Source organism: Peribacillus sp. TE19612 (assembly GCF_056279465.1).
This window is the reverse complement of record NZ_JBWCCL010000002.1, coordinates 40951-56909: the sequence shown is the minus strand read 5'-3', so window position 1 is coordinate 56909 and position 15959 is coordinate 40951. Positions and strand designations below refer to the sequence as shown.

Sequence of the window (15959 nt, the reverse complement as noted above, 5' to 3'; positions counted from 1 at the left end):
CTCCAGCTACTCTTTGCTGCTTCTACAAGCATATACACTATACGGGCTACATATTACAATTGAATGAATAACTTAATCAATAAGCCTATCTGAAGAATCATCAATATAGGCAGGCCCCACTTAAAAGCGGCATGCTTCGTCTTATGGCGGAATTGCTTCATCCCCAAAAAGGACCCAGTCCCTCCTCCTATGACTGCCCAAAACCAAAGTGTCTTTTCGCTGATCCTGTACTCCCCATTACGCGCTTTCCTTTTATCGATTCCCATTAAGGCAAAGCCGATGATGTTCGTGATGATCATATAAGCAGCAATGAACCATACTCCTTGCATTCCATTCCCTCCTTTAAATATGTAAAAAGCCACCCTCTTGAAAAGAGAGTGGCTGTATCAGTCAGACTTATTTGTCTAATTGTTGTTTAGCAGCAGTTGCTAATTGAGCAAAAGCTTGTTCGTCAGCAACAGCAAGATCAGCAAGCATTTTGCGGTTCACTTCGATACCAGCAAGCTTTAGGCCATGCATTAAACGGCTGTAAGAAAGACCGTTGATGCGTGCTGCAGCGTTGATACGAGTGATCCAAAGTTTGCGGAAATCACGTTTCTTTTGACGACGGTCACGGAAAGCATAGTTTCCTGACTTCATTACTTGTTGGTTAGCTACTTTGAAAAGAATATGTTTCGCGCCATAGTAACCTTTAGCTAATTTTATTACCTTTTTACGACGTTTGCGAGTAACAGTACCGCCTTTTACACGTGGCATGTTATTTCCCTCCTATTTAACTCGATAAATCGAACTTATTTAATGTTGTCTAGCATATGACGAATACGTTTGAAGTCACCTTTGCTTACAAGGCTAGCTTTGCGAAGCTTACGCTTTTGCTTAGTAGATTTGTTAGCAAATAAATGGCTTGTGTAAGCGTTAGAACGCTTAAGTTTGCCGGATCCAGTCTTTTTGAAACGTTTAGCAGATCCGCGGTGAGTTTTCATTTTAGGCATAAGGTATTCCTCCTCATTACAAATTACTTTACAATTACTTTTCGTTTTTCGGTGCTAAGATAATGAACATGCTGCGCCCGTCCATTTTTGGGTGTTGCTCGATTGTAGCCACTTCTTTACATGCTTCAGAAAAACGAACGAGTACACGTTGACCAATTTCCTTATGCGTAATGGCACGTCCTTTGAATCGGATAGAAGCTTTTACTTTATCGCCTTTTTCAAGGAATTTAATACCGTTGCGAAGCTTCGTATTGAAATCATGCTCTTCAATCGTCGGGCTCAAACGAACCTCTTTCAGACTGATGACTTTTTGATTTTTACGTGCTTCCTTGTCTTTCTTTTGCTGCTCGAAGCGGTGTTTTCCGTAGTCCATGATCCGGGCTACCGGAGGCTTTGCATTTGCAGCAACTAAAACTAGATCAAGATTTACACGAGCGGCAATTTCCAATGCTTCGAATTTCGTTTTAATTCCAAGTTGTTCTCCGTTTTGGTCAATAAGACGAACTTCACGGGCTCGGATGCCCTCGTTTACCATCGCGTCTTTACTAATAGTTAGCCACCTCCAAAGATATTGGCGAATACGAATATTTGAATAAATTCGGTCACGCTCACAACTCGCTTACAGGATATAATCATAATAAAAAAGTGTGGATGCATGTTGCACCCACACTGATAGACTCATTCAGAAAGATCCAAATAATCAAATCATGACCTGTTAACTGCATTGTTTGCGTCAACCAGGTGAGAAGCGGGTGCTTCTTCTTTTCCTCAAACACGTATTCAATTCACTTTAGAAATATATCATAAACACTGATGACTTGTCAAATGCTAATTTATTCGTTTTTCACAACAAAATTAATATTATCAGACATTCAGTTATTTGACAATACGTTTTTTTAAAGTAATTTGGACAAAAAATATTCATCATGATACTTTCCATCAAAAAACAGTGATTCCCGCTTTATTCCTTCCTTTTCGAACCCCATCTTTCGATATAAGGAAAGCGCAGGGGCGTTGTTTGCAATCACGGACAATTCCAGGCGCCGTATTTCGTTTGTCCGTGCATGCTCCTCCATTTTCTGAAATAGCTTCGGACCGATGCCTTTTCCTCTATCCTGTTCATGGATACCGATGACGATTTTGGCGGAATGCCTCGTTCGGCCCATTTGATTGCCCAATAAGATTAGGTAACCATTCAACTCATTGCCGCTAGCAGAAACGAGGACAATGGAAGGGGGATTTTTTTCGATTTGCTCCAATTGCTTTTCCATTTGTTTCGCCGTAGCTTTTCTTTCCCCAGGGTTAAACAGCATATACCCGGAATTTTCTACATGATTGATCAGAGCAGCCAAGTTATCCGCGTCTTTCCTTGAAGCCTTTCTAATCTCCATTTATCCCCATTCCCCCTTTAGTTACAGTCCATACTGGCCGAAGCCATCCAAAGTTAAGAGTCTTCTTTCGCCTTTTTCTTTTTCTCAATGGCGTCCCAAGAAAATAGCGCTATCCAAAAAAACAGGACCGGGACGATGGCATATTGTCGATAACCATCCAATAACAATAAGATGATGATGACAAGGAATGTCGGTCCGAATAGATAAGTAAATTTCTTTTTCATGCTGCCCCTCCTTTTCATTGCTGTACATATTTTCACATGATGATTTCATCATGCCATAATTAAAAAGAGGGACACAACTATATGTGCCCCTCTTTTTGCTGTTAACGGCTCACTTCCGCCTTAATCGCTGAAACGAAATCTTCAAAAGCGATCGTTTCGGATTTTTGTTCACCGTATTTACGTACATTCACGCTGCCTTCTTTGGCTTCATTATCTCCAACGACCAGCATATACGGGATTTTTTGCATTTGCGCTTCACGGATTTTGTAACCGATTTTCTCGTCACGTGTATCCAGGTCGACACGAATGCCTTGCGCTTTAAGTTTTTCCTGTACTTCTTTCGCATAATCCAAGTGCACTTCAGGTGAGACCGGGATCACTTGTGCTTGGATAGGTGCAAGCCAAGTCGGGAATGCCCCCTTGTATTCTTCAATCAAGTAAGCGACAAAACGTTCCATTGTGGAAACGACGCCGCGGTGGATAACAACCGGACGGTGCTGCTTGCCGTCCTCACCGACGTAATTAAGGTCAAAACGTTCAGGAAGCAAGAAATCAAGCTGAACAGTGGAAAGCGTTTCATCTTTCCCTAAGGCAGTACGCACCTGAACATCAAGCTTAGGACCGTAGAATGCCGCTTCACCTTCCGCTTCAAAGTAATCAAGACCAAGCTCATCCATGGCGCCTTTTAACATGCTTTGCGCTTTTTCCCACATGTCATCATCATCGAAGTATTTTTCTGTATCCTGAGGATCGCGATAAGACAGACGGAATGAATAATCCTTGATATCGAAATCTTTATATACTTCCAGAACAAGGTTCACAACGCGCTTGAACTCTTCTTTGATTTGGTCGGGGCGGACGAAAATGTGCGCATCATTCAATGTCATCCCACGTACACGCTGAAGGCCTGAAAGGGCACCTGACATTTCATAGCGGTGCATCAAGCCCAGCTCGGCAATCCGGATTGGCAGTTCGCGGTAGCTGTGGATGCTGTTTTTATAGACCATCATGTGATGCGGACAGTTCATCGGACGCAGGACAAGCTGTTCGTTTTCCATCTCCATGACCGGGAACATGCCGTCCTGGTAATGATCCCAGTGTCCGGATGTTTTATAAAGGTCCACGCTTCCCATTACAGGTGTGTAGACATGGTCATAGCCTAAACGTTCTTCCTTATCGACGATATATCTTTCGATTGTACGGCGAATTGTCGCGCCTTTTGGCAACCACATCGGCAGCCCTTGCCCCACTTTCTGTGAGCTCATGAACAAGTTCAATTCTTTGCCGATTTTACGATGGTCACGTTCCTTGGCTTCCTCAAGGAGACGCAGGTGTTCGGCCAAATCTTCTTTTTTATAGAAAGCCGTACCGTAAATGCGTTGAAGCATTTTATTTTTGCTATCGCCTCTCCAGTAAGCTCCAGCGATGCTCAATAGCTTGAATTCTTTGATTTTCCCAGTAGATGGAACATGAATTCCACGACAAAGGTCAAAGAATTCCCCTTGCTCATAAAGTGTTACCTGCTGATCGGCAGGAATTGCATCGATCAACTCCAATTTATACTCGTCGCCGATTTCTTTAAAACGGGAAATCGCTTCATCACGACTCACTTCGATGCGGGAGATTGCCAAGTTTTCATTGACGATTTTCTTCATTTCTTTTTCAATCAATGGAAGGTCTTCGGGAGTCAAGGATTCCTCCAGATCCATATCATAGTAAAAGCCGCCCTCAATGACTGGCCCTACGCCGAATTTAGCGTTTTTGTACAAACGTTTGACCGCTTGTGCCATCAAGTGCGCTGTACTGTGACGCAATACTTCAAGAGCATCCGCTGCGTCCTGTGTGACGATTTCGATTGTACCATCTTGTTCAATCGGACGTTTTAAATCATATAATTCACCATTGAATTTTCCGGCAATGGATTTTTTCCTTAAACCAGGACTGATGGATGCAGCGATGTCTTCAGTTGTTGTGCCTTTAGCAAACTCCTTGACCGCTCCGTCAGGAAAAGATATTTTCAGTAGTTCTGACATTCAGTTTCACTCCTTCTTATTTGTTCGAACAAATTACAGGTTTTTGATTCCATTACAACACAAAAAAGCCCGCCCCTGTATAAAACAGGGACGAGCTTAGTAATAAATATCATTAACCCGCGGTTCCACCCTCGTTCCAGCTTGCTTTTCACGGCAAAATGGCACTTGTAACTTGGTAACGGCAGCTTCCCGTCAGCTCATATTCGCAGAATGACTGCTTTCCGAGCCGAAGTTTAAAGGTGGTAAGTGTTCCATGCGAATAGGAAGCTTACAGCCTGTTGGCTTCCCTCTCTGATAATCGGCGACTAGAATACCCTTGTCCTCATCATAACTTTTAGTTTTTTAATAGTATGTAGGAAATTATAATTTGTTATACGGTGAAAATCAAGGTTAATTTTCTTTTTTCCACGAAAGTTCATTCAACTGCATAGAAAATGACGAAAGTGGCAAGATAGTCGCCCGTTCTTCGAAAATCCTTGAAATGGTCTGGATGAGCCCCTCTTCCTTGTCATCGGTATAGATGCACAAGTTTTCAGGAGCAATCGATAAAAGCGGGGCAAGTATCACCGTATCGAGAAAAAGTGAGCTTTTGGCAAGAAGCCTCCTGTCGATCATACTATTGATTTTTGGACGGTCGAGTTTGCTGAATTTCTGATCATAGAAGTGAAAACCATCCCGGTTGACCAGGTGAAGCTTTCTTAATTTCGACTCCTGCCCTTGAAGGCAATCCCGGAGCGTAGCAATGAAATTTTGATAGTCCTGTTCCAGCTTATATTCATCAATCGCCTTGACGACATACTTTTCCAAAGTGTGCTGAAACGATTTTAAACGGAAGGTCGTAAAAGAATCGAATGAAAAAGATACCTTTCCAGCCAAAATGCTTTGAAGTCCTTCCTCAATCAATCGTTTCTCCGTACTGAATGCTTCATCTTGATTCCTGGCTCTTTCCGCCTCGATGATGGATGATGCAATTTCAATGATGGCTTCAATTTCTTCCCGTTCCCTATAAAAAAATTTACCGACTATTATTTGCTCCAGAACAGGAAGCGTCTTTTCTTCCAATAAAAAAGAATGGAATGCATCACGAAGCAGAATTAGCCATTCATCACCTGAAGAATCCGTCATATCCACATGCATGCCTTGTTGAGGAATAAATCGAATATATGCTTGAAATTCTGCCCCCAGTGGATGGACAGAAACGAAATTCAGTAATTTCAATGCCTCTGAATCGTTTTGAAACAAAATTTGCACTACGACATCCCCCCTTCCCCCTTGCTTCTTTTTTCATGTATATGGGGATGGGGACGTGTTTAGAAGTAGGATGGGCCTTGTAAGAAGAAAAAAGTGACCTCCATTAAGAGACCACTTTTCTTCATCTTCTCCGATTCACGCCATCAAGCTTGACCGGCTCAGCTAAATATTGAATTCTTTCCAGTACCCGGGCCGCCTTCACTTCTTCTTTCTCACCGCGCTGTGAAAAGGTCAGGTGGTTCTCCAGGCCATTCAAGTCAAAATTCGAAGTGAAAAACGTCGGCAGGTTTTCCAGCATCCTAAATTGCAAAATCGGACCAAAAACCTCATCGCGTCCCCAGCTCGTCATGGATTCCGCTCCAATATCATCAAGCATGAGGATAGGTGCCGTTTTCACCATTTCAATTTTTTCATTGACCGTATTATCACCTATAGATCCCTTAAGTTCCCTCAAATAGTCAGGTACATAGACTATAAGGGAGGAAATTTGCCTTTTTGCAAGTTCATTGGCGATCGCACCTAATAAGTACGTTTTCCCAACACCGAATTTCCCATATATATACAAGCCTTTTTGCCTTTTACCCGGCTCATATTCCATAATGAACGCCATCGCTTTACTTAGAACAGACAAGCGTTTGTTTTCATTATCCGTTTGGGTAAAATCTTCAATGCTCGCCTTTAAAATATCCTTCGGTACATACAGGCTGCGGATCAGCTTTTCCCGTTTCCGCTTTTCATCCTCTGCCAATTTCCTCGGGCAGACTTCATAATGCAGGTTCAGGGCTTTTCCTTGAACCACCAATTTAGGATAATACCCTTGCATCATATTGATGCAGCCATCCAAGCTCGGACATTTATCACACTTATTGCTCTGTGAAGTGAACTCATAAAGCTTCCCCAAGTTTTTATCAATCATTTCCTTCGTGACCGTCGAGCTGTTGGCATTCATGAATAACCGCACTTGTTCGTTTTCAAAAATCTCCTGTTTCAGCTTTTCATAACGCTGTTGAAATTGATTTGTATTGGCCAATTTATTAAGGGACCTATTAATCTTTTCCATCGTTCATTTCACCTCCCGCTTTCCACAGCTTCCATTTCTCCAGAAGTTCGCGTTTCTGAGCATCCAATTCAGGCTGATCCGCATTCTGCTCCTGCTGTGCTTCTTCTTTTTTCTCAAGCCACTCAGGAACCACTTCTTCCCGTATCGCCTTTTTCCGGCTGCCCTTCGCAGCATTCCTGCTTCCTTGAGCCCAGTCCTGATATTTCCTATGTTCATTTTTGGCCAGTTCCATCGCCTCGACGACTGTTGAGACCTTTAGCCGTGCCCAATGGCCTGCCAGCTTTTCCACATAACCCTTCGTGAACTTCATATCCGTTTTGAGCATGACATATTCAATCAAGACATTGACGACACCCGGATTCAGCTTTTGATTGATCATCACGCCCTCAACCACTTTCAAATCACCGCTTGACGGCTCTGCACCGCCAGACAATTGCATTAGCCGCTCCCTCGGGGAAATCGTCTCCAAATGACGGATTAACTCTTGTTCCTTTGTTTTCGGTTCTTCTTTTTGTGTCCGTTCACGAATTGGCTGCACCCGATTGACAAGGGAAGGCATATCGGCCTGGCGTTCGATCTGGTACCAGTCCCTTGCCGCCTTTCTAAGCAATTCCTCATCAATCTCATCATCCAATGAAACGGCATCCATTACTAGTTTTTGCATTTCCAGCGGATCAATGCCATATAAAAAAGCGAGTTTGGCAATCGTACTTTTTATTTTCGGAGTAAAAGCCTTTTTCGGCACGATCGAGGATTTCATCCCGGCAAATAAAAGGTCAAAATCGAATAAGTCATCAAACCCCGATGGCTCAACGCCTTCCGCCCGATCGATGTATTGCTGTTCAGGCACCGGTTTCCATTCGTTTTTCGCTTCATCCGTTACATATAAAGAGTCCAAATGATCTGATGAGAATACTTCCGCAAAAGATTTAGTCACACCTTCATATTGATCGGTTAAGATATGGTCATCACAAAAGAATCTCTTTAACCGGTTGAATTGAGCTTTACCGATTTTTTTGTATAAGTAAATATTCAGCATTCCATCCGTGAAAAACTGCTGGGGTGAAAGCGGCGGGTTTAACTCATAAATGAATTCCTTCGTTTCATTTTTCGATTTCTTATATACATTCAACAGGCCGATTCCTTCAAGTAAAAGGCGTGCTTCGTAAATATCACCTAACTTAAGGCCGATGGTATTCATTAATTGATAATGCGAGGAGGTTTCCGACCATAGCCTGTTTTCCTCCAACTCACTCCATAACGTCATATATAGGCTAATGCAGATAGGTCCAATAAGAGGTTGATATAGTCGGGTAAGTATTTTCCGATCATAATCATGAAGCAGCCCCGCAGATGAGACCAAATATGAATCAGCTGGGAGCAATTCTTGCCAATGCATTGACATCTCCATTCAAACCTTTCAAAAGATGTAGTGAAAAAAGAGCCAAAGTGAATCTTCAGCTCTACTTTCTTTCTTTATTTATTAAATCTTTCAGTTCATCAATAAAGACATTGATATCTTTAAATTGTCGATAGACGGATGCGAACCTTACATAGGCAACCTCATCGACTTCTGCCAGCTTGTCCATTACCATTTCGCCGACACTGTCGCTTTTCACTTCCGATATGCCCTGGTTGCGTAGTTCTTTTTCTACATAACTGGTAATTTGCTCTAGTTCTTTCAAGGGAACCGGACGTTTTTCGCAAGCCCTGATTAAGCCACGCAGGATTTTATCACGACTGAACTCTTCACGTGTCCCGCCCTTTTTCACTACAATAAGCGGTGTTTCCTCCACCTTTTCAAATGTCGTGAATCGAAAACCACATGCCTCACATTCACGGCGTCGTCGAATCGATTTACTTTCATCGACTGGCCTGGAATCGAGCACTCTTGTTCCGTTATATTGACATGATGGGCATTTCATCATTATCAGCTCCGTATTTTATGTAGGACTCCCCTATCTAAATGTTCCCCAAGGAATTACTTCTCTATCTTAATCTTATATTAAAAGGAACGGACAGTACAAGTAAAAAGTGTAACTTCCGGCAGCAGGCACTTTTTGTTCTGCCGTTGAAGCACCGTTGCCAAGGGCATTGTGCTACAAGGCAATCCTCTCCAATAAAGTGAAGCAGACTGCCGATTCATTGCATTAAAAAAGAGATGCACCCATGGCATCTCTGTGTATACATTTTTTTATAGGGCACTTATATTGGCTTTTTTCATTTGTACAGGACCTAATCCACGTGGTAATTCTATGTTTTCACGTGTTTGCGCATTCAAAGCTTCTGCAATATAATCTGCCGCAATATTCGGATCCAAGTTACCGCATGTATAGACATCAATGCTCGCATAGCCGTGTTCTGGAAAACTGTGAATCGTTAAGTGTGATTCAGAAATGATGACAACCCCGCTGACTCCTTGTGGAGCAAATTTGTGAAAGGCAACTTCTCGTACCTCTGCACCTGATTTCAAAGCAGCGTCAACAAAAATCTTTTCAATTAAATCGATATTGTTCAGTTTTTCAAAGTCACAACCCCAAAGTTCAGAAATGACATGTCTACCCATTGTTTCCATAGTGTAAGCTGTTTCCATATTAAGCTTCCCCCTTACCATGATTTAAAAATAAGTTCTGATAACTACCACGGGGGAAAGTTAGTCCAAAGAGGTCCTAACCCTTTAAGTAGCCATCATGCAAACCGTTTTGAAGAAGTTCACGATTCATAGTATATATGGTTTGAATTTTTTTTGCAACTCCAAATTTAATTTTTGGAAAGATAAACTTTATATGTAATGGGGATATAGCGAAGGTTCCAATGTGGACCAAATTCCGTCTTCGGTTTATTCAGCAGCATAAAGCAGGCGGGAATTCATGGATCACTGCATGAAAAATAGCCCGCTAAAAAATTTTAGCAGGCTCGGGTTTTTCATTTTATTTTACTGATAATTCGACTTCGGACATTTTTTTCAACTCGGAGCCAACCAATTTTACAAGGTCCACTACACGGTTGGAGTAACCCCACTCATTATCATACCAAGCAAGGACCTTCACTTTCCTGTCCCCGATCATCATCGTCGTCAATCCATCGATGATTGCAGAGTGTGGATTCGTTTTGAAATCACTGGAAACTAAAGGTTCCATCGTGAATTCCATGATTCCTTTGAGTTCATTTTCTGAAGCATCGATGAAGGCTTGGTTCACTTCTTCAATCGTGACATCACGGTTTAAATCCACAACAAGATCGACTAAAGATACGTTTGGTGTCGGTACGCGTATCGCCATTCCATGAAGCTTGCCTTTTAATTGCGGCAACACTAGTGAGATGGCTTTTGCAGCTCCTGTAGTCGTAGGAATCATGCTTTCCGCAGCGGCACGGGCACGTCTCAAGTCTTTGTGCGGGTTATCGATATTATTTTGATCATTTGTATAAGAATGTATCGTTGTCATTAAACCGTTGTCTATGCCGAATTTTTCATCAAGCACTTTTGCAACTGGTCCAAGGCAGTTCGTTGTACAAGATGCATTGGATATGACGAAATGCTTGTCAATTTCCAGCACCTCCTGATTCACTCCCATTACAATGGTAACGTCTTCATTTTTACCCGGGGCTGATAATATAACTCTTTTTGCTCCTGCGTCTAAATGAAGAGCCGCTTTAGAACGATCATTGAATTTGCCAGTGGCTTCAATTACAATATCTATGTTCATCTCTTTCCAAGGCAATAGCTTTGGATCGCGGTTATTTATTAGTTTTACTCGGCGGCCATTCACTACTAGTGAATCATCTTCAGCTATAATGATACCGTCGAATTTACCATGTATCGTATCATATTTTAGTAAGTGTGCTAAAGTTTCAGCTGGATAGCTTGCATTTATGGCAACAATGTCCAAACTCTCATCTAATATGGCTTTTCGGAAAACCATTCTTCCAATTCTCCCAAATCCGTTAATCGCTATTCTTGAATTCATTGTTCGGACCCTCCAGAAATATTAGTGTTATACTTATTACCTTTCACATGTAATTAGTATAACATAATTCAGAGGAATTGTGCTAATAAAAATGCGGATTGTTCTTATTTTTTCAACATAAAAAGAAGAAACCGCCCGGTTTCTTCTTTTTATCATGATTATATGACATACCATTCGCTAAGTATGGCCTTCACTTGCCGCTTCGTTTCATTAATGTCACCATTATTATCGATGACGGCATCCGCTAATGCCTTTTTATCGGCCAAGGGCATTTGCGAATTGATCCTGGCAAGTGCCTCCGTCTCCGAAAGACCATTCCTGTTCATTAATCGCTGCAATTGAACTTGCTCATCCACATAAATCAAAAGCGTCTTATCCACCATGAATGTCAGCTTGCTTTCAAATAGGAGCGGAATATCCATGAACACCGTTTCTTCTCCTGATGCTAGTGCGGCTTCCGTTTTCACCCGCATCCAATTCCTGACGGCAGGATGCACGATGCCATTCAACAGCAATCTCTTTTCTTGATCATTAAATATGATCGACCCGAGCTTTACGCGATCTATATTCCCATCCGTCAATAAGATATCTTCTCCAAATGCCTTCACAACTTGGTGATAGGCTTCTTCACCTGGCTCAACGACAGCACGGGAAGCCAGATCTGCATCGACAATCGTGAATCCGAGTTCCTGTAAATAGAGGCTGACGGTGCTTTTCCCACTGGCAATGCCTCCGGTGATTCCGATGATTTGTCCCATAAGCTCCCCCTTTTACCCTTATCATAACTTGAATAAACCAATGATAATCAATAATACTCCTGGAAGAAAGGTCAAATGCTGGACAACTTTATTATTCGAAAGCAATTTTCCGCTTTGGATTCCGCTCCAAATGAAAATCGAACTCATAACAGCGATGCACCCTGCGAGGATGATCGGTGAAATCCCGATCATAGCCGCTCCAACTCCGGCCCCGAACGCATCTAACGAAAGTGCAAACCCCAGAACAAGCGCTTCAACACCTGTAATCGTACCTGATTTATCAAAATCGGCATTCAATGGTTTTTGTAAAATATTAATGACTACCCCAAGTGATTTAATTTCAAAATTAAAGATGATCTTTTCATGATATCTATCATCTTTCAAATCTTTTTCAGGCTTAAAATACTGGTATACCATCCAGGCACCAAGAAAAATGAGGATGATGCCGCCTGTTTTTTCAGCCGCCCCGATAGATATGAGCTGACTGATGAATTGTCCGATGACCATCGCTATACCTAAACTCAATGCAGAACAAAATGAGATGACCGCTATTGACCTTAAGGGGATTTTCATCTTCCGCATACCGAATGTCAAACCGACGCCAAATCCGTCAATACTAACTGCAAAAGCGAGAAAAATAATTTGTAGCCACATCGGAATAATACTCCTTCCCTACTCGTTGCTACCCTAGTATATGGAAGGAGCCCATCCGATGTGTTTGAAAAAACTGACCTATTTTAACGGCTGGCATGACGGGCAAATATGTGTGCCGCGTCCTGCAACAACCAGTTTTTCAAGTGGCGTGCCGCATGTTTTGCAGTTCTCGCCTTTTCGTCCATAAACATTCAGTTCCAACTGAAACATGCCGATTTGCCCTTGGGAATTAATGTATGAACGAATCGTGCTTCCGCCTTTTTCCACAGCTTCACCTAACGTCGCAATGATTTCAGCATGCAACGTTTCGATTTCCTGCAACGAGAGTGAAGATGCCATTCTCTCCGGATGGATACCGGAACGGAATAACGACTCGTCCACATATATATTCCCAATCCCGACGACAACGGTTTGATCTAGGAGAACGGGCTTAATTTTCCTGTTGGTCCTAGCCAACTTCCTGCTTAGCCCCTCGACAGTAAAATCCTCGGACAACGGTTCAGGCCCTAAGTGCAACAGGGGCAACTGTTCAAATTCTTCCCCTTTGGCAAATAGATGCATCGTTCCGAATTTCCGGACATCCCTGTACCGAAGTTCACTGCCATCCGTGAAAGTGAAGATCACATGGGTATGCTTATCATACGGCTCTTCTTTTGGATGGACGCCGTATTTCCCTTCCATCCTTAAATGCGAAACCATCGAATAATCATCCAAGGTGAAAATGAGGAACTTGCCCCGACGGCCTATTGCAGAAATCGTCTGCCCCCTTAAGGCATCCTGAAACTGTTCGACAGGCTCAGGCGCTTTAATGATCTTTGGCCAGAAAACGGACACTTCCTTGATCTCTTTTCCGAGTACGAGCTGCTCTAACGTTCTTCTGACTGTTTCCACTTCTGGAAGTTCTGGCATTGCAATCACCTATCTTTTATTATTTGGCATCAAACCATGTTGGCCCGAAAGCATAATCCACTTTAAGGGGCACGTTCAATTCAATGGCATTTTCCATTTCCTCCGGAACGATCACTTTAAGGATTTCGAGTTCCTCAGGAGGGGTTTCAAAAATCAATTCATCATGCACCTGTAGAAGCATTCTCGTTTTGAGCCCTTCCCTTTTCAGGCGTTTATTCATGTTGATCATGGCAAGCTTGATGATATCAGCGGCACTGCCTTGAATCGGCGTGTTCATCGCTGTCCGTTCGGCAAAACTCCTGATGTTGAAATTCCTGCTTGTTATCTCAGGTATATATCGCCTTCTTTGCATCAGAGTCGTGCTATATCCTTTTTGACGGGCCTTATGTATGCTTTCTTCCATATATTCCTGAACACCTGGAAAGCTTCGTAAATACTTCTCGATGAACTCTCCAGCTTCTTTTCTCGTGATTCCAAGACTTTGCGATAGTCCGTAATCACTTATACCATAAACGATTCCGAAGTTGACCGCTTTGGCATGACGCCTCATGTTCGAAGTGACTTGATCTGCCGATACATGGAATACATCCATGGCTGTCCTTGTATGGATGTCCATCCCGGCCTGGAATGCTTCCACCAATCCGCTGTCATTGGCGATATGCGCCAGGACACGTAACTCGATCTGGGAGTAGTCGGCAGCAAAAATGATCCAATCCTTTTCGGAAGGAATGAAGGCCTGCCTGATCTTCCTTCCTTCTTCCAGTCTGATCGGGATATTCTGGAGATTGGGATCTGTAGAACTTAACCGGCCGGTCTGGGTCAACGCTTGGTTGAACCGGGTGTGCACCTTGTCCGTTTTGCCATTGACCACTTTAAGCAATCCTTCAATGTAAGTGGATTGCAGCTTACCAAGCTGGCGATACAGCAGTATCTCCTTAACGATATCATGCTTGCTCTCCAGTTTTTCCAGCACATCGGCCGAAGTCGAATAACCTGTTTTGGTTTTCTTCATGACCGGAAGCTCCAACTTTTCAAACAGGATGGCCCCAAGCTGTTTAGGTGAATTGATATTGAACGCCTCTCCAGCCAATTCGAAAATTCGCGCTTCGATATTTCTTAAGCGAATGGCTAATTCCTGTCCCATGTTTTTCAATCGGCCTATGTCCACCTTGATTCCCTGCCATTCCATATTTGCCAGGATGATCGACAATGGCAGCTCCAGTTCCGTAAATAGGTGATACTGCTCGAACTCTTGCAGCTTATCTATCATCGGTTCTTTCAGAGAAAAGATCGCCTTCGATTTTCTGGCGATATGCTCCCTCAATTCCGCTTCCTCAGGTATTTTGCGTTTTGCACCTTTTCCATAAAAAACATCATCTGTTTCAAGCCGGATCGTACCTTGGGTTTTCGTGATTTCTGCGACTTCGTCCACTGACTCTGCCGGATCAAGGATATAGGATGCCAAAAACACATCAAAATCGATGCCTTTTATTTCGACTCCCCGATGACGCAGTGCCACGACCGTACGCTTCGCATCGAAAACCGTTTTCTTTTTTGTTTCATCCTCTGCCCAGGATTTAAATGCATCGGAGCTCAGAGCATCCTCTCCATTGAAGTAAAAATGACCTTGTTCATTACTGATGGCGATCCCTATTATGTCGGCTCGATGATAATTATCTTCTAAAATTTCAACATACAAGGCACTTTCATCTGCAAACATTCCTTCTGTCATTTCAGCAGTGTGCACCTCTATCTTCTCCTGTTCAAGCGGTGCGCTTTCCGTTACATCCAATTTATCGAGCAAAGTCGAAAAACCAAGCTCCTTATAGAATGAGATGACTCGATCCTGATCCATGCCAGTGTACTCGGTCTCGTTAACGGAAACTTCAAGCGGCGCTTCCCTCGTTATCGTAGCCAGCTCTTTGCTTAATAAGGCCAGGTCTTTATGTTCTTCAATTTTCTCTTTCAATTTTTGTCCGCTTACCTCATCAATCGACTGCAGAAGGTTTTCAACCGTTTCAAATTGATGCAATAATTTAAGGGCAGTCTTTTCACCAACACCCGGAATGCCGGGGATATTGTCGGAGGCATCTCCCATCAGCCCTTTTAAATCAATGATTTGCAAAGGGGATAGACCGTATTTTTCATGTATATGCTTTGGAGTGTATTCCTCAATTTCAGTAATCCCCTTTTTCGTGATGGAAACTGTCGTACTAGGGGAGGATAATTGTGTTAAATCCTTATCACCGGAAATTACCTTCACTTCAAAACCATCTTTTTCCGCTTGTAAAGACAGCGTACCGATAATATCATCGGCTTCGTAGTTCTCAAGTTCATACCTTTTTATTTGAAAACAATCAAGCAGCTCCCGAATGAAAGGGAATTGCTCGGATAATTCTGGCGGCGTTTTTTGGCGCCCCCCCTTATATTCTTTAAATGATGCATGCCTGAATGTCGTTTTACCCGCATCGAATGCCACAAGTATGTGCGTCGGCTTTTCTTCTTCAAGAATGCGGTTGAGCATCATGGTGAATCCGTACACGGAATTCGTATGGACCCCCTTATCATTATTCAAGAGCGGAAGCGCAAAAAACGCACGGTATGCGATGCTGTTTCCATCTATGAGCACTAGCTTTTTATCCAAATCCGTCTTCCTCCAGTCATACAGGTTTATGTAGTTATAGCTTCTATATAAAAACGCAAAAAGCCGTTCATTTTC

General features: G+C 42.8%; 17 protein-coding genes and 1 other annotated feature. All 17 genes read right to left on the bottom strand.

Translation table 11 applies throughout. The features are described 5' to 3' along the window. Nucleotides 1–53 precede the first annotated feature (53 nt). Nucleotides 54–329 carry a DUF1294 domain-containing protein gene (locus ACZ9AO_RS03605; protein ID WP_048681184.1) on the bottom strand — a complete coding sequence of 92 codons (276 nt, stop codon included), beginning with the start codon at nucleotides 327–329 and terminating at the stop codon, nucleotides 54–56. A gap of 67 nt (nucleotides 330–396) precedes the next feature. After that, nucleotides 397–756, bottom strand: coding sequence for a 50S ribosomal protein L20 (rplT, locus tag ACZ9AO_RS03600; RefSeq protein ID WP_034309067.1), 360 nt, complete (start codon nucleotides 754–756; stop codon nucleotides 397–399). A 35-nt stretch (nucleotides 757–791) separates the two neighbouring features. Next, nucleotides 792–992, bottom strand: a complete 201-nt coding sequence (gene rpmI, locus ACZ9AO_RS03595) for a 50S ribosomal protein L35 (RefSeq protein ID WP_034309070.1) — start codon at nucleotides 990–992, stop codon at nucleotides 792–794. A gap of 34 nt (nucleotides 993–1026) precedes the next feature. Further along, complete coding sequence (infC, locus tag ACZ9AO_RS03590) at nucleotides 1027–1527, bottom strand: translation initiation factor IF-3 (RefSeq protein WP_034309072.1); 501 nt, start codon at nucleotides 1525–1527, stop codon at nucleotides 1027–1029. A gap of 98 nt (nucleotides 1528–1625) precedes the next feature. Beyond that, nucleotides 1626–1762: a sequence feature (ribosomal protein L20 leader region), on the bottom strand. Nucleotides 1763–1888: 126 nt separating this feature from the next. After that, on the bottom strand, nucleotides 1889–2383 hold the full coding sequence (locus tag ACZ9AO_RS03585; RefSeq protein WP_476108496.1) for an N-acetyltransferase family protein: 495 nt from the start codon (nucleotides 2381–2383) through the stop codon (nucleotides 1889–1891). A gap of 53 nt (nucleotides 2384–2436) precedes the next feature. Next, nucleotides 2437–2607: a hypothetical protein gene (locus ACZ9AO_RS03580; RefSeq protein WP_153246102.1), complete on the bottom strand. Its 171-nt coding sequence runs from the start codon at nucleotides 2605–2607 to the stop codon at nucleotides 2437–2439. Nucleotides 2608–2708: 101 nt separating this feature from the next. Continuing rightward, on the bottom strand, nucleotides 2709–4640 hold the full coding sequence (gene thrS, locus ACZ9AO_RS03575; protein WP_476108495.1) for a threonine--tRNA ligase: 1932 nt from the start codon (nucleotides 4638–4640) through the stop codon (nucleotides 2709–2711). Nucleotides 4641–5030: 390 nt separating this feature from the next. Then, nucleotides 5031–5891, bottom strand: coding sequence for a sporulation protein YtxC (gene ytxC / locus ACZ9AO_RS03570; protein WP_063594374.1), 861 nt, complete (start codon nucleotides 5889–5891; stop codon nucleotides 5031–5033). Between the two features lie 121 nt (nucleotides 5892–6012). After that, nucleotides 6013–6951, bottom strand: a complete 939-nt coding sequence (dnaI, locus tag ACZ9AO_RS03565) for a primosomal protein DnaI (protein WP_251539771.1) — start codon at nucleotides 6949–6951, stop codon at nucleotides 6013–6015. Further along, nucleotides 6938–8350 (bottom strand): replication initiation and membrane attachment family protein, encoded by a 1413-nt coding sequence (locus tag ACZ9AO_RS03560; protein WP_309138933.1) that lies wholly within the window; start codon nucleotides 8348–8350, stop codon nucleotides 6938–6940. The genes dnaI and ACZ9AO_RS03560 overlap by 14 nt, the downstream gene beginning before the upstream one ends. Before the next feature lie 64 nt (nucleotides 8351–8414). After that, nucleotides 8415–8876: a transcriptional regulator NrdR gene (gene nrdR / locus ACZ9AO_RS03555; protein WP_034309080.1), complete on the bottom strand. Its 462-nt coding sequence runs from the start codon at nucleotides 8874–8876 to the stop codon at nucleotides 8415–8417. A gap of 269 nt (nucleotides 8877–9145) precedes the next feature. Then, a complete protein-coding gene (gene speD / locus ACZ9AO_RS03550) occupies nucleotides 9146–9526 on the bottom strand; it encodes an adenosylmethionine decarboxylase (RefSeq protein ID WP_034311443.1) in 381 nt (126 codons plus the stop codon). A gap of 355 nt (nucleotides 9527–9881) precedes the next feature. Beyond that, a complete protein-coding gene (locus ACZ9AO_RS03545; protein WP_048681161.1) occupies nucleotides 9882–10919 on the bottom strand; it encodes a glyceraldehyde-3-phosphate dehydrogenase in 1038 nt (345 codons plus the stop codon). Nucleotides 10920–11077: 158 nt separating this feature from the next. Continuing rightward, nucleotides 11078–11677: a dephospho-CoA kinase gene (coaE, locus tag ACZ9AO_RS03540; protein WP_251539773.1), complete on the bottom strand. Its 600-nt coding sequence runs from the start codon at nucleotides 11675–11677 to the stop codon at nucleotides 11078–11080. Nucleotides 11678–11698: 21 nt separating this feature from the next. Beyond that, nucleotides 11699–12331 carry a sporulation membrane protein YtaF gene (gene ytaF / locus ACZ9AO_RS03535; RefSeq protein ID WP_034309090.1) on the bottom strand — a complete coding sequence of 211 codons (633 nt, stop codon included), beginning with the start codon at nucleotides 12329–12331 and terminating at the stop codon, nucleotides 11699–11701. 78 nt (nucleotides 12332–12409) lie between these two features. Then, a complete protein-coding gene (mutM, locus tag ACZ9AO_RS03530) occupies nucleotides 12410–13240 on the bottom strand; it encodes a DNA-formamidopyrimidine glycosylase (RefSeq protein ID WP_048681155.1) in 831 nt (276 codons plus the stop codon). 19 nt (nucleotides 13241–13259) lie between these two features. Then, the gene (polA, locus tag ACZ9AO_RS03525; protein WP_476108494.1) at nucleotides 13260–15884 is read right to left on the bottom strand and encodes a DNA polymerase I; all 2625 of its coding nucleotides are present in this window, start codon (nucleotides 15882–15884) and stop codon (nucleotides 13260–13262) included. Nucleotides 15885–15959: the final 75 nt, after the last annotated feature.

Coding starts and splice junctions, on each gene's coding strand:
- infC (WP_034309072.1), bottom strand. CDS start 1,527: ATGGTAAACGAGGGCATCCGAGCCCGTGAAGTTCGTCTTATTGACCAA.
- ytaF (WP_034309090.1), bottom strand. CDS start 12,331: ATGTGGCTACAAATTATTTTTCTCGCTTTTGCAGTTAGTATTGACGGA.
- ACZ9AO_RS03605 (WP_048681184.1), bottom strand. CDS start 329: ATGCAAGGAGTATGGTTCATTGCTGCTTATATGATCATCACGAACATC.
- coaE (WP_251539773.1), bottom strand. CDS start 11,677: ATGGGACAAATCATCGGAATCACCGGAGGCATTGCCAGTGGGAAAAGC.
- ACZ9AO_RS03580 (WP_153246102.1), bottom strand. CDS start 2,607: ATGAAAAAGAAATTTACTTATCTATTCGGACCGACATTCCTTGTCATC.
- dnaI (WP_251539771.1), bottom strand. CDS start 6,951: ATGGAAAAGATTAATAGGTCCCTTAATAAATTGGCCAATACAAATCAA.
- nrdR (WP_034309080.1), bottom strand. CDS start 8,876: ATGAAATGCCCATCATGTCAATATAACGGAACAAGAGTGCTCGATTCC.
- speD (WP_034311443.1), bottom strand. CDS start 9,526: ATGGAAACAATGGGTAGACATGTCATTTCTGAACTTTGGGGTTGTGAC.
- mutM (WP_048681155.1), bottom strand. CDS start 13,240: ATGCCAGAACTTCCAGAAGTGGAAACAGTCAGAAGAACGTTAGAGCAG.
- thrS (WP_476108495.1), bottom strand. CDS start 4,640: ATGTCAGAACTACTGAAAATATCTTTTCCTGACGGAGCGGTCAAGGAG.
- rpmI (WP_034309070.1), bottom strand. CDS start 992: ATGCCTAAAATGAAAACTCACCGCGGATCTGCTAAACGTTTCAAAAAG.
- ACZ9AO_RS03585 (WP_476108496.1), bottom strand. CDS start 2,383: ATGGAGATTAGAAAGGCTTCAAGGAAAGACGCGGATAACTTGGCTGCT.
- ACZ9AO_RS03545 (WP_048681161.1), bottom strand. CDS start 10,919: ATGAATTCAAGAATAGCGATTAACGGATTTGGGAGAATTGGAAGAATG.
- rplT (WP_034309067.1), bottom strand. CDS start 756: ATGCCACGTGTAAAAGGCGGTACTGTTACTCGCAAACGTCGTAAAAAG.
- ACZ9AO_RS03560 (WP_309138933.1), bottom strand. CDS start 8,350: ATGCATTGGCAAGAATTGCTCCCAGCTGATTCATATTTGGTCTCATCT.